The sequence below is a fragment of the Streptomyces liliifuscus genome, assembly GCF_016598615.1.
GTDB classification, from domain to species: domain Bacteria; phylum Actinomycetota; class Actinomycetes; order Streptomycetales; family Streptomycetaceae; genus Streptomyces; species Streptomyces liliifuscus.
The window spans coordinates 5,677,851-5,690,454 of the sequence record NZ_CP066831.1; the positions used below are offsets into that span (position 1 = coordinate 5,677,851).

Annotated in this window: 11 protein-coding genes; 5 read left to right on the top strand and 6 right to left on the bottom strand. The window is 71.3% G+C overall.

Annotation, left to right across the window (positions count from 1 at the left end):
- Positions 1 to 101: 101 nt before the first annotated feature.
- On the top strand, positions 102 to 1,799 hold the full coding sequence (locus JEQ17_RS24335) for a serine/threonine-protein kinase (RefSeq protein ID WP_234048342.1): 1,698 nt from the start codon (positions 102 to 104) through the stop codon (positions 1,797 to 1,799).
- 218 nt (positions 1,800 to 2,017) lie between these two features.
- On the top strand, positions 2,018 to 2,428 hold the full coding sequence (locus JEQ17_RS24340; RefSeq protein ID WP_200397193.1) for a DUF5994 family protein: 411 nt from the start codon (positions 2,018 to 2,020) through the stop codon (positions 2,426 to 2,428).
- 25 nt (positions 2,429 to 2,453) lie between these two features.
- On the opposite strand, the gene JEQ17_RS24345 is transcribed toward JEQ17_RS24340, so the two are convergent.
- From JEQ17_RS24345 to JEQ17_RS24355, 3 genes are all read right to left on the bottom strand, one after another.
- Entirely contained in the window at positions 2,454 to 3,044 is a 591-nt protein-coding gene (locus tag JEQ17_RS24345) for a hypothetical protein (RefSeq protein WP_234048343.1), read from the bottom strand.
- A gap of 180 nt (positions 3,045 to 3,224) precedes the next feature.
- Positions 3,225 to 6,398 (bottom strand): beta-N-acetylglucosaminidase domain-containing protein, encoded by a 3,174-nt coding sequence (locus JEQ17_RS24350; protein WP_325176279.1) that lies wholly within the window; start codon positions 6,396 to 6,398, stop codon positions 3,225 to 3,227.
- 60 nt (positions 6,399 to 6,458) lie between these two features.
- Positions 6,459 to 7,028, bottom strand: a complete 570-nt coding sequence (locus tag JEQ17_RS24355) for a GNAT family N-acetyltransferase (protein ID WP_200397195.1) — start codon at positions 7,026 to 7,028, stop codon at positions 6,459 to 6,461.
- Between the two features lie 120 nt (positions 7,029 to 7,148).
- On the opposite strand from JEQ17_RS24355, the gene JEQ17_RS24360 reads away from it, so the two are divergent.
- Entirely contained in the window at positions 7,149 to 7,589 is a 441-nt protein-coding gene (locus JEQ17_RS24360; RefSeq protein WP_200397196.1) for a VOC family protein, read from the top strand.
- Between the two features lie 15 nt (positions 7,590 to 7,604).
- On the opposite strand, the gene JEQ17_RS24365 is transcribed toward JEQ17_RS24360, so the two are convergent.
- The 3 genes from JEQ17_RS24365 to JEQ17_RS50525 form a co-directional block, all read right to left on the bottom strand.
- Positions 7,605 to 9,074 carry a PP2C family protein-serine/threonine phosphatase gene (locus JEQ17_RS24365; protein ID WP_200397197.1) on the bottom strand — a complete coding sequence of 490 codons (1,470 nt, stop codon included), beginning with the start codon at positions 9,072 to 9,074 and terminating at the stop codon, positions 7,605 to 7,607.
- 134 nt (positions 9,075 to 9,208) lie between these two features.
- Entirely contained in the window at positions 9,209 to 9,916 is a 708-nt protein-coding gene (locus JEQ17_RS24370) for a response regulator transcription factor (RefSeq protein WP_200397198.1), read from the bottom strand.
- A complete protein-coding gene (locus tag JEQ17_RS50525) occupies positions 9,904 to 11,280 on the bottom strand; it encodes a sensor histidine kinase (protein WP_267924796.1) in 1,377 nt (458 codons plus the stop codon). The genes JEQ17_RS24370 and JEQ17_RS50525 overlap by 13 nt, the downstream gene beginning before the upstream one ends.
- A gap of 170 nt (positions 11,281 to 11,450) precedes the next feature.
- Between JEQ17_RS50525 and JEQ17_RS24385 the strand changes: the two genes are divergently transcribed.
- Together JEQ17_RS24385 and JEQ17_RS24390 are read left to right on the top strand one after the other, a co-directional pair.
- On the top strand, positions 11,451 to 11,729 hold the full coding sequence (locus tag JEQ17_RS24385; RefSeq protein WP_200397199.1) for a hypothetical protein: 279 nt from the start codon (positions 11,451 to 11,453) through the stop codon (positions 11,727 to 11,729).
- Positions 11,726 to 12,550, top strand: a complete 825-nt coding sequence (locus JEQ17_RS24390) for a polysaccharide deacetylase family protein (protein ID WP_407700079.1) — start codon at positions 11,726 to 11,728, stop codon at positions 12,548 to 12,550. The genes JEQ17_RS24385 and JEQ17_RS24390 overlap by 4 nt, the downstream gene beginning before the upstream one ends.
- Positions 12,551 to 12,604 lie beyond the last annotated feature (54 nt).

A 12,604-nucleotide genomic window follows, 5' to 3' on the forward strand; every position in this document is an offset into this window, starting at 1 on the left:
CGACTACGGCGACTATCGTGGCGATCCGAATCGAACGCGGAGTGGTTCACAGGGATCGGTTCACAGGTACTGGGTCGGGTCGTGTCGGGGAAAGGCGCGCTGTGTCGGACGAGGGGCGGTTGATCGCCGGGCGGTACCGGTTGATCGAGCGGATCGGCCGCGGTGGCATGGGCACCGTGTGGCGTGCCGAGGACGAGGTCCTCAGCCGCGAGATCGCGCTCAAGCGGCTCCACGTCCAGCAGCACCTCTCCGAGGACGAACTCGCCACCGTCTACGAACGCACCCGCAGGGAAGCCCGCAGCGCCGCCCGGATCGCCCACCCGAACGTGATCGTCGTCCATGACGTCCTGGACGACGAGGGGTTGCCGTGCATCGTCATGGAGTACGTGCACGGCACCACCCTCGGCGCGCTCCTCAAGGGCGGCGGGGCCCTGCCGCCCGCCGAGGCCGCCCGGGTGGGCCTCGGCATGATCGCCGCGCTGCGGGCCGCCCACGCCGCCGGAGTGCTGCACCGCGACGTGAAGCCGGGCAACGTGCTGCTGGGCGGGAACGGCCGTGTCGTCCTCACCGACTTCGGCATCGCGATGGCGACCGGTACCTCGACGCTCACCAAGACCGGCGAGATCATCGGCTCGATCGACTACATCGCGCCCGAGCGCATGAAGGGCCACAAGCCCGGCCCCACCGCCGACCTCTGGGCGCTCGGCGCCACCCTCTTCCAGTCCGTCGAGGGCAGGCCCCCGTTCCGCAGGGCCACGGCGATGGAGACCGCGTACGCCATCGCCGTCGACCCGCTCGCCCCGATGAAGCAGGCCGGTCCGCTCGAACCCCTCATCGAGATGCTGCTCGCCAAGGAACCGGACGAGCGTCCGTCGGCGGAGGAGACGGAACGGGCGCTGCGGGTCGTGGCGTCGGAGGCACCTGGCTCGGCGACGGGCCCGGCGACGGGCGCGACCATGGGCGCCACGACGGAGGCCACGTGGGCGGCGGCCGTGCCGGGGAGGGCGACGGCGACCGTGGCGGCGACGGCACCGACAGGACCGACAGGACCGACGGGGCCGACGGGGATGACGACTTCGGCCGGGGCCACGCTCACCGACTCGGAATCCGGATCGGGACCGGTGGTGCGGGGCCCGGGTGCGGCGCCCGCTCCCCTCGGTGACAGGGGCAGGGGTGGCGACGACGGGGCCGGCCGCCGGGGACGTAAGCGGCGCCCCCTCCTCTGGAGCGCGGTGGCCGTGACGCTGGCCGCCGCTGCCGTGGCGGGCGGGCTCTACGCGATGACGGCCGAGGACGGCGGAGGCAGGAAGGGCACGGCGGCGGCGACCTCACCGGCCGCGTCCGAGCCGCCCCCCGTCCCCGCGGGGTTCCGTCTGGTCAGGGAGAAGGCGCTGGGAGCCACCTTCCCCGTCCCGAAAGGCTGGAAGCGCAACGACAAGGCGAGCGCCGAACAGGTCACCTACACCGACCCGTCGCGCCTGGTCGAGCTGACCATCGGCACCGTGAACCCCGCCGGCGCGAACCCCGAGTCGCACTTCCAGAACATCGAGGCCAACACCAAGCTCAACTACTCGACGTACCGGAAACTGCGCATGCAGCGCACCACGTTCCAGGGAAAGCCCGCGGCGGTGTGGGAGTTCACCTTCCAGGGCAAGGTCCGCGGCTTCCGTGCCATCGACTTCGGCTTCGGCGAGGAGGGCGGCACGGAGTACGACATCTACCTCTCGGCGCCCGAGGCCCAATGGGACACGCACCGCCCGGTGTTCGACAAGGTCAAGGCGGGTTTCCGCGTCGGCTGACGCCTCGTCGTCCCGGCGTCCGTTTCGTGCCTCAAGGTACGGTGGGTGCATCGAGGCCGAGGAGTCACCTGTCACCCGGCTCGACGGAGCTGCAGGAGAAGCTCGACCGAGTCGCAGGAGAAGAGAGCCCGTTCAGTCGCACGGCCGGCCGTGTTCGCCGCGTCCGTCGCGAACGAACCACCGGTACGCCGTAGTCGTGCCCCAGACAGGAGCGCTCCATGACCACCGTCCCCGTCCTCGAACCCCTGCCTTCCCAGCCCCTCGCCCGCCTCCGACTGGCCCCGCACAGCACGCTGCCCCGCCGTATCGACGGGGCGTGGTGGCCCCACTCGCGCGATCTGCTGGTCGAACTCCCGCTGTTGATCGGCGCCTTGCCCCGTACGTGGGGGCAGATCACCGGCGTCACCGTGAACACGGCGATGTGGGCGGCGTCGCCCGGCCGGATGCTCGTCGCCAACCATGTCGTACGGCTGAGCCGGTCCTCCGGGTCGCACGGCCGGCACACCGTCTGCCTGGTCAGTCCGGGCCGGGGCCGCTGGGATCTGCTGGTCGTGCCCCCGGAGGTCGACGCGGCGGACGCGGAGCCGCTGATGGCGGCCGCGGCGGCGGGCGTGCGTCCGTCTCACTGACGGCGTCGCCGAGGACCGGCGCGGATCAGCGCAGTGGCCTGCGGATCCATACCTCGCGGACGGCCGACGGGGAGTGGGGGGCGAGGAGGCCCAGCCTCGACCAGCCCCAGGCGCGCACGGTCGCCTGGGCGGCGTTCGCCGGACGGCCGCCGCGGTCACGGCCCTCGCTTCCTTCGTCGTCGGGTCGCTCCAGGTCCACAGCCGCGACGACCAGATCGGCGTCGAGCCTGGCCAGCAGCCGTTCGCCCAGGAGGGTCGCGACGCCGGCCCGGCGGTGGGCCGGCAGCACCATCAGTTCGGCGAGCAGGAAGGTACGGCCCGAGGCGGTGAGTTCCTCGATGTCCGTGGGCAGTTCCCCGCGGAAGTCCGACCACCACTCGCCGGTGCGCTCCACCGGGAACCCGTACGCGCAGCCGACCAGTCCGCCCGCGTCGGCGACCATCATGTCGAAGCCGACGCGCTGCACATGCTGCTCGAACCGGTCCAGGAAGCCCTGGCGGTCGCGGTATTCGGCCCCCGCGGCACCCCGGTACGCCGTGACGTGCACATCCGCGACGGCGGCCCGCTGCTGCTCGGCCTGCCACCGGGACAGCCTGCGCAAGTACACCTCGGTCATACGGGTCCTCCCCCGGCCGCGCGGGATGGTCATCCCCCGACTCGGCATCATCACAGCACGAGCCCCCGGGGTAAACGGGGCGTCGCGATCAACCGGTCTCCACCGCCGGGACAATTCCGTATCCGCCTCCTGCCTCCCGCCTTCCGCCTCCCGCGTTCGGTTTCCGCGTCCGGGTTCCGACTAGCCGACCGGCACCGGGGTCACCGCCGCGGCCAGCGGATACGCGCCCGTCCCGAGGGCGGTGCCGACCGTGCCGCTCGCCGTCGTCACCGGTACGAGTTCACCGGCGTCGGCGGTCGTGACGTACGCCGTGCTCCCGTTCCAGTCGAGCGCGACGTCGAAGGCGGACCTGCCGACGGTGACCGGGGTGCCGGGGGCGCCGGTGACCGTGTCGACGGGGGTGACCCTGTCGCCCGTGCTCGCGCTGACCCACAGCGTGCGTCCGTCCGGGGAGAGGGCGAGTCCGTACGCCTGCTGGCCGTTGACCAGGAGGGTCGGGCGGGTGTCGTTGGTGGCGGTGTCGATCGGAGTGACCGTGGAGCCACCGGAGTTGGACACGTAGACGGTCTGTCCGTCGGGGGCCGCGACGACGTTGAAGGGGTTCGGTCCGACGGGGATCGCCGTACCGGCCCTGCCCGCGGGGAGAGTTACGGGTGTGACCGTGCTGTCGTGGATGTTCGCCACGTACAGGGTGGACCCGTCCGGTGTGATCGCCATGTTCTCCGGGCCGTCGCCGACCGCGACCTTGGCGCCCGCCGTGCCCGTTGCGAGGTCCACGGGCTGGACGGCGTCGTCGGAGTAGTCGGCGACCCAGAGGGTCTTCCCGTCCGGGGTGAGGGCGAGCCCGGCGGGCAAGTCGCCGACCGCGACCGTGGCGGTCACCCTGCCCGTCGGTACGTCGATGACACTCACGGAGTCGGATCCCTGGTTGGCGGCGTACGCGGTCCGGCCGTCCGCGCTGACGACGACCTCGCCGGGGTTCTTGCCGACCGCGATCTCGGCGGACGCCCCTGACGTCAGATCCACCGAACTGACCGACGCCCCACTGAAGTTGGCGGTCAGGGCGCGCTCGCTGCCGCTGCCGTCCGTCACCCGTACGGGAATGGCCCGGCCGAGGAGCCCGTCCCCGCGGACGACGACGGACCGTACCCCGCTCTCCGCCCCGCTCGCCGCCGTGAAGGTCACGGTGGCGGTTGCCTCGCCGCCCGCCGGAACGGTGACGGACCCCGAGGACGGGGAGGCGGTGACACCGTCGGGGGCCGCGATCCGCCAGGCGACGGTGCGGGCGGCCGTCGAGCGGCTGTCGGCCACGGTGAGGGTGGTCGTGCGGTTCTCGCCCGGGGCCAGCGACAGCGACGACGGATGGAACGAGGCGTCCGGGCCGGGATCGGGGGCTGCCCGCAGCGTGGCGTCGTAGAGGAACTGCTCCATGACACCGGGCGCGACCTGCTGCGGAACGGAGTCCAACTCCTTGCGCTTAGCCTGCAGCTGACCGTAGAGCGTCCGTACGGAGTCGTCGTCGCCGGACGCCTGCGCGACCATCAGCCGTACGGCTGTGTCACCTGCGGTGCCGTAGGCGCCGAGCTTGTCCAGCCAGGCCGAAGTCTCTTTCAGGAAGCCGGAGTTGCCGAGGTGGGCGCGGAGTTCGCCGGGGGCGGCGGCCATGGAGGTGAAGTAGGCACGGAGCTTTCGGGCGGCGGCCGGTAGCCCGTCCCCGCTGTCCAGCGCCTTCGTGAAGGTCTTGATGAGCGGGGTGAGGGTGGGCGACTCGGTGGAGTTCAGCCGGGAGGAGTGGTTGTTCTCCGCGAAGATCCGCAGGGCCGGGGCCGCGCGTCCGCCGAGGTCGGCGACCGAGGCGAGGAAGGAGGCCCTCGGGTCGTACGCGTCCGGGTTCCAGGCGAAGTCGGCGGAGGTGAAGAGTGCGAGCTTGCTGGCCTCGGCCTGGACCATGGGGTTGGCGGTGATACCGGTGACGACGTCGGCCACGCCCGCCTCCCGCCCCGTGTACGGGCCGAGCAGCAGTCGGCTGGTGGCGTAGTCGTTGACGGGGTAGTTGTCCCAGAGCAGGACCGGATGCCCGAACAACTCCCGGGCCCGGCGGGCCTGTTCGGTACTGATGGTGGGTGCGATGACACCGTCGCCGGTCCACTCGACGACGACCGACGGGTCCAACTTCTCCCGCAGGGCCGTCTTGTACGGGGAGTCGGCGAGGTCGGAGTACTCGGTCGGCACCATCTCCAGCGGTGCGAGGTCGGAGTGCGCCTCGACGAAACTGTCGACGACCGAGTTGAGCAGCGAGGCCTGTGCGCTGCCGGCCGCGCCGCCCCCGCTGCCGTACGCCTCCTCATCCTCGGCGCAGTTCCAGTCGGTGTAGCTGATGTCGTCCAGCGGCACGGCGAACGACCGCACGCCGATGGCGTACAGCGACTCGAACTTCGCGACGAGTGCCTTCGCGTCGGCGGCCGACGAGTAGCAGACGGAGAGGCCGGGCGAGAGGGCGTAGGTGAAGCGGACATGGTTCGCGTCGGCGCGGTCGACGAGCTCCTTGAGCGCCGCGAGCCGCTCGGCGGGGTACTCGTCCCGCCACTTCGCCCGCAGATACGGGTCGTCCTTGGGCGAGTAGACGTACACGTTCTGCTTGGTACGCCCGTAGAAGTCCAGCTGTGACAGCCGCTCCCGCTGCGACCAGGGCGCCCCGTAGAACCCTTCGACCACCCCACGGAGTGCGGCGGCGGGCCAGTCGCGGACGGTGACGTCGGGCACGGCCTTCCCCCGTCCGACCAGCTGACGGAAGGTCTGCGCGGCGTAGTACGTACCGGTGACGTCCACCCCGGACAGCGCGACCTTCCCGCGCCCGGCGGCAACCGCGTACCCCCCGGACGGCAGCCCCTTGGGCGACTCGCCCCCGAGCCGCTTCAACACGCGGGCGGTGGCGGGGTTTTCACCGGGCCCGCCGATGTAGACGGTGAGGTCGGCGTCGGGCACGCTCCGACCCGCGACGACGGTCCGGATGGTCCGGGCCCCGGCACCCCGAAGCACCCTCTCGACGAGCTCACGCGCGGCCGGGTCGGTCCCCCGCCCGACAACTTCGACTACCCGCTCGGGCACGCGCTGGGAGGTGTGGCCGGGTCGCAACTCCCGTGGCGTCGGCCAGACGTGGGGGAGGCGGACCTGGGAGTCGGCACGCTCGGCTGCACTGGCGGCAGGGATGGCGGGGATGGCGGAAGCGCCTGGTGCGACGCCCAGCAACCCGACGACCAGACCGGCAAGAAGCCCGAAGACGCCCGCCCTGGACTTCGACTTGGACTTCGGCTTCCGCGCCCAGCTCCCGCTCTCGCATCCACTTCGGTTCAATGTTTTATCCATCGGCGAAGATGGTGATGGATGAATTCACCGAGGGCAAGACCGCGTGGCCTAGGTGTCGAGGGGCGGCTCGGTCGGCGGGTGCAGTCGGGCGAACTCGTCGGCGAGTATGCCCAGGAGGACGAGATCGTGGTGCCGCCCGGCGAGGAACACGTGATCGCGAAGGCGCCCCTCCTCGACGAAACCGAGCCGATGATGGAGCGCCAACGACCCCTGGTTGTGGGCGAAGACCCGCGCTTCGCACTTGTGGTACCGCCGCTCGGCGAACATGAACCGCAACAGCATCACCACGGCTTCCGCCGCGTAGCCCTTGCGCCGATGATCCGCACCGACCGTGACGCCGTACTCGAAGCGCCCCGCCTGCGGATCTGCCTGGTTGGCGGAGACGGCACCGACCATCTCCCCGGTGTCGAGCGCCTCGATCGCCAGCCGGAAGCAGTCACCCTCGGGCTCGGCCGCGGCCTGTTCCTTCGCCCAGGCCCGATGACCCTCGGCGGAACGAGGCGGACGAACCGCGTCCCCCAACCGCTCCTCGTCCACGGCGAACCGCATGAGCGCGGTCCAGTCGTCGGGCTCGATCCCGCGCAGCCGTATCCGCGTGCCTGTCCAGAACGATGTCATCCACCATTGGATCAACCGAAGACACCGCCAGTCCACCGGGTGTCGAGAAAGTGTTGGTGGCTTCGTCCCAGGGGCATCAGCGGTCGGCAGTGGCCGTAGGCGGAAGAAGGAGAGAGCAGCATGGCTGTTCAGCGGATGGACAATGTCGGCATCGTCGTCGAGGACATGGATGCCGCCGTCGCGTTCTTCGTGGAGCTGGGGATGGAGCTGGAGGGCAGGGGGGAGGTCGAGGGTCTCGTCGCCGACCAGTGCACCGGACTCGACGGCGTCCACTGTGACATCGCGATGCTCCGGACCCCGGACGGTCACAGTCGGCTCGAACTGTCGAAGTACCGCAGCCCCGCGGCGATCAGCGTCGGGCCGCGCAACCAGCCGCACAACATTCTGGGCACGCACCGCGTCATGTTCGCCGTCGACGACCTGGAGGACACCATTGCGCGCCTGCGCCCTCACGGCGCCGAACTCGTCGGCGAGATCGCCCGGTTCGAGGACAGCTATCTGCTCTGCTACCTCCGCGGCCCGGAGGGCGTCATCGTCGGACTGGCCGAGCAACTGGGCTGAGAGGGAAATGACCCGTCACAGCCGGATCACCACCAGTGCCGTGTCGTCGTCCGGGCCCCGGCGTGGGGCGGGGACCAGGTCGGCGAGGATGGCGTCCGCCAGGGGCTCGGGGGGCAGGGTGTGGTGGTGTTCGAGGCTGTGGGTCAGGCGGTGGAGGCCGCGGTCGATGTCCTCGCCGCGGCGTTCGATCAGGCCGTCGGTGTAGAGCACGAGGGTGGCGCCGGGGGTGTAGGACACCGTCGCCTGGGTGCGCGGGACGGTGTCGTCACTGGCCGCCAGCGGCGGGTCGGTGGCCGCGTTGAGCAGTTCGACCGTTCCGTCGGGGTGGGCCAGCAGCGGGGGCGGGTGGCCCGCGCAGCTGTACGTGACCGTGTGGGCCGCCCGGTCGATCACGGCCTGGACCGCGGTCGTGGCGAGCGCGCCCTCGACCGTGTGCGCGTGCTGGGCGAGGGTCGTGAGCGCGTCGGCGGGCCGGCCCGTGGCACGGATCGCGGCACTCAGCGCGCTGCGCAGCTGGCCCATCACACCCGCCGCCTCCAGCCCGTGCCCGACGACGTCCCCGACCGCCGCGGCCAGCCGGTCCTCGTCGAGGTCGATCAGGTCGTACCAGTCGCCGCACACGTTGAGGAAGCTGGCCGCGGGCTGGTAGCGGACGGCGGCGAAGTCGTGCCGCGGCAGCGCGGTGCCGGGCAGCATCGCGCGCTGCAGGGTGACGGCGACCTCGTGCGTACGGGCGTGGGCCTTGCGCAGATCCTCGTTGAGTTCCTGCAGTTCCTGGGAGCGGGTCAGGAGGTCCGCGGTCATCGCGTCCTCGCGACTGAGAGTGGTGAGGGTGGCGTGCTGGGTGCCCGGCGCCGGGGTGGCGGCCTGGCGGGCGCGGACCAGGGCCGTGACCTCCTCGACGCGGTGGGCGATGAGCGACACCCGTCCGTCCGCGTCGAGGACCGGGATGTTGACCGTGCTCCAGTAACGCTCCTCGAACACGCCCGGCCGGTCGGGCACCTCGACGTCGTACTTCTGCAGGGCCATGGTGTCCCGCTCGCCCGTGGCCAGCAGCCGTTCGAGCGATGTACGCAGGGTCCGGGCGCCGGTGGCCTCCTCCGAGGGGCTGTCCGGAAACACGTCGAAGATGAACCGGCCGACCAGCTCCTCCAGGCCCCGGCCCGACACCTGCACATAGGCCCTGTTCGCGGCGATGATCGTCAGGTCGGGCGCGAGCAGCATGACCGGGCTGGGCAGCGCCTGGAAGACCTTCGCGAAGTCGATGTCGATGTCGACGTTGATGTCGACATCGATCTCGGTGTCGGTGTCGGTGTTGGTGTCGGCTTCGAGGGAGGGGGACGGGGAGGAGGGGGAGATGGAGCGGGTGTGGGCGAATTTGGGATCGGGGCCCGCTTCCGTTCCTGCTTCGGCGTCCGCATCGGCGTCCGGGTCCGTCCTGATGCCCGGGCTGTCTCTCCCACCAGGCGCATCACTGTCGCTCATGCCACCATGTCTACTCCCTCCCCCGGCTCCGTGCGACCCGGTCCCGGAACCGGACCCTGCGCACGGACCCGAGGCGCGTACGGGCGCGGCCTCGTGCCCCTTTGCCCTCAGCCACGGACCGCGGAGCGCAACGCTCAGACAAGGCCCGCCCGGTAGACCAACAGCGCGATCTGTACGCGGTTGTTGAGGTCGAGCCTGGTCAGGATGTGGGAGACGTGGGCCTTCACCGTGGGCAGGCTCATGTGGCAGGCGGCGGCGATCTCCGCGTTCGTTCTGCCCTCGGCGACGGCCAGGGCGACCTCCCGCTCCCGGGCACCGAGCCGGTCCAGCATCGCCTCGGCCTTCTCCCGCTCCTCGTGGCGGGAGGGGCCGGGGACGCCCGCGGGGTCGGTCACGGTGTCGATCAGCTGCCTCACCGCGGCCGAGGACAGTACGGGTTCTCCCGCCATGACGTTGCGCACGGCCGCCACGATCTGGGCCGGGGGCGTGTGCTTGAGGACGTATCCCGCCGCTCCCGCGCGCAGGGCCTGCAGTACGTAGCTGTCGGTGGTGAAGGTGGTCAGGATCAGCACCTGCGGGGGCCGCGGGCGCTGCCGGAGCGCCGCGGTGGCCGCGAGACCGTCCATCCTCGGCATACGGATGTCCATGAGGACGAGATCCGGACGGTACTCGTCCACGAGCGGGCGCACCTCGGCTCCGTCGGCCGCCTCCGCGACCACGTCGATGTCGTCGGCCGCCGACAGCATGAGGCGCAGTCCGGCGCGTACCAGGGGGTCGTCGTCGACGACCAGCAGACGAATCTGGGGAGTCGGGCCGTCCGTCCGGGGCGTCAGGCCGTCCATGGGAGCCAGACGTCGAGGTGGAAGTCGGTGGGTGTGGTGCGGTGGTGCAGGCGACCGCCCGCGAGGTCGACCCGCTCCCGCATGCCGATGAGCCCCTGCCCGGAGCCCGGTACGGGTTTCGGCACGGGGTTCGCTACCGGGCGCGGCACGGAACTCGGTATGGAGTTCGGTACGGAGCCCGGTGCCGGACCGCGCCCAGGATCCTGCGCCGGACCGCGCCCAGGATCCCGCGCCGAGTCCGCGTCCGAGTCCCGTACCGGGCCGGCCTGCGCCGCCGGGTCCAGTGGGTTCGTCACCCGGATGGTCAGTCCCGTCTCCGGGCCGCCCTCAAGGGTGAGGGTCACCGGGGCCCCGGGGGCGTGCTTGCGGTGGTTGGTCAGGGCCTCCTGCAGCAGCCGGTAGGCCGTGCGGGCGAGCGCCGGCGACATGGTGTCCGAGTCGTCGACCCACTGCCGGAGGTGGAGCTCGACGCCCGCGGCGCGGGACTCCTCGATCAGCTGGGCCACATCCACGCGCGTGGGCTGGGGCGGTTCGGTGTGGTCGCCCACGACGGGCGCCCGCAGGACCTTCAGTACGTCCTGCAGGTCCTCAAGGGCCCGGGTGGCGCTGTGCCGGATCACGCCCACGGCCTCGGCGAGCTGTTCCGGCGGTGCTCCCGGGGCGTACTCCAGCGCGCCCGCGTGCATCGACAGCAGCGACAGCCGGTGCGCGAGCACGTCGTGCATCTCCCGGGCGATCTCCTCCCGGGCGTGCTGCCGCGCCTGCTCGGTCCGCAGCGTCGTCTCCGTCTCCGCGCGGACCGCCCGTTCCCGCAGGCCCACGACGACCAGGCCCCAGCCGACGGCGCCCGCGACCAGGGTGACGGCCGACACCGCGGTCGCCAGGATGAGCGGCCCGGGGGGATACGGGGCGAGCAGGAGGGCCACGGGCACCGGGACGAGCGCGGCCGCGGTGATCGCCCAGGTCGTACGGGCCGGGCACGTCGTGGCGACGGTGAACAGGGCGATCAGCAGGGGCACCACCACCGGCCAGCCGGTGCTGAGGAGGATCAGGGCCACCGCCAGCCCGGCGGGGTGGCGCCGCCGGGGCCCCAGCGCGGCGCAGGCGAGCAGGGGTACGAGGCTGCCGGATCCCGTGTGCGCCCAGGCGAAGGGCTGTATGCCGCTGAGTCCCGTGAGCGCCCAGTGAAACGGCAGCACCTCCTCGAGAAGGCTTGCCGGGGCGTCTCCGCCGATCTGCGGATAGACGGACAGGCCCGACCGCTGCGCCCTGGCCACGAGCACGGTCAGGGCGACGGCGGCCATGGCCACGGCCAGTTCCGCGAGCCCGGGGCGGCTCCGCCAGGTCTGTCTCACATCGATCACGGAGAGACCGTACCCATGGATCTGCGCGAGCGGGAAGCAGCGGCCATTTCCTATACCAAAGTATAGGTGCGCCCTGTTCATTGGTATCGGTGCACTCTGTTCATTCGGCCAGGTGTACCGCATTCTTTTTGCCGATCAACTTTTCCCCGTCGATTTCTACGGTCGACGGCATGGAAATGAAGAACTCGACCGGGACCGTCAATTCGACGACGCTGCTGTGCGGTGTCGCCGGCGGGCTGCTCCTGGCGCTCGGCGGACTGCCGCTGCTGGACCGGGTGTGGGCCCTGCTGGGCGCCCTGTTCTGGGCCTTTCCCAGCGCGCGTGACGTGCTCTCGGTGGTCGTCGGCGCGGTCCTCGTGACCTTCGCCGTCACCGCCCACCGGCGCGGGCGCCGGGCCGCAAAGGACGCACAGGACATACAGGCCGCGCAGGCCGCTGATGTGCGGTGACGCGGCCCCGGAAGCGGCTCGGGGAACGGCTCGGGGAACGGCTCGGGGAACGGCTCCGAAGGCCGGCCTTCCGGGCCGCGGTCACACTCGCGACCGGCGTCCCGCTCCTCCTGACCGGCGGCTGCGGCACCCTGCACGGCGTGAAGGCCCCGCACGACGCCCGGGAGGCCGCCATCGAGGCCGACGGAGTCCGGAAAGGCGGCGACGAACCCGACTGTGCCGTCGCGAAGTGCGTCGCGCTCACCTTTGACGGCGGTCCGAGCGAACCCACCCCGAAACTCCTCGACATCCTGAAGGAGAAGAAAGTGCACGCGACTTTCTTCCTCCAGGGAAAGGGTCACACGGACACCTGTCCCGGCACGGTTCTGCGGATGGCTAAGGAAGGGCACGAGGTGGCGAACCACACCTGGTCCCACAAATTGCTCACGGAATTGAGTGCAGAGGAGATCGAGGCGGAAATCAAGCCCGTACAGGACGATGTGCGGCGCATCACGGGCCGCGCCCCGGTTCTGATGCGGCCGCCGCAGGGGCGGACGAGCGACGACGTGTCGGCGGTGATGAGGAAACTGGGCCTGGCCCAGATCCTGTGGAGCGTCACGGCCAAGGACTACGCCACGACGGACACCGCACTGATCACCCGGCGGGTGCTGGACCAGACGCGCCGCGACGGGATCATCCTGCTGCACGACCGCCACAAGGGGACCGTCCCGGCCGTGCCGGGCATCATCGACTCCCTGCACCGGCGCGGCTACACCATCGTGACGGTCTCCCAGCTCCTGGCGCCCGCCTCACCGGAGCCCGGGACCATATACCGGCCCTGACGGCATACACCTGACGGCACACACCGGCCCCGACGGCACACACCGGCCCCGACG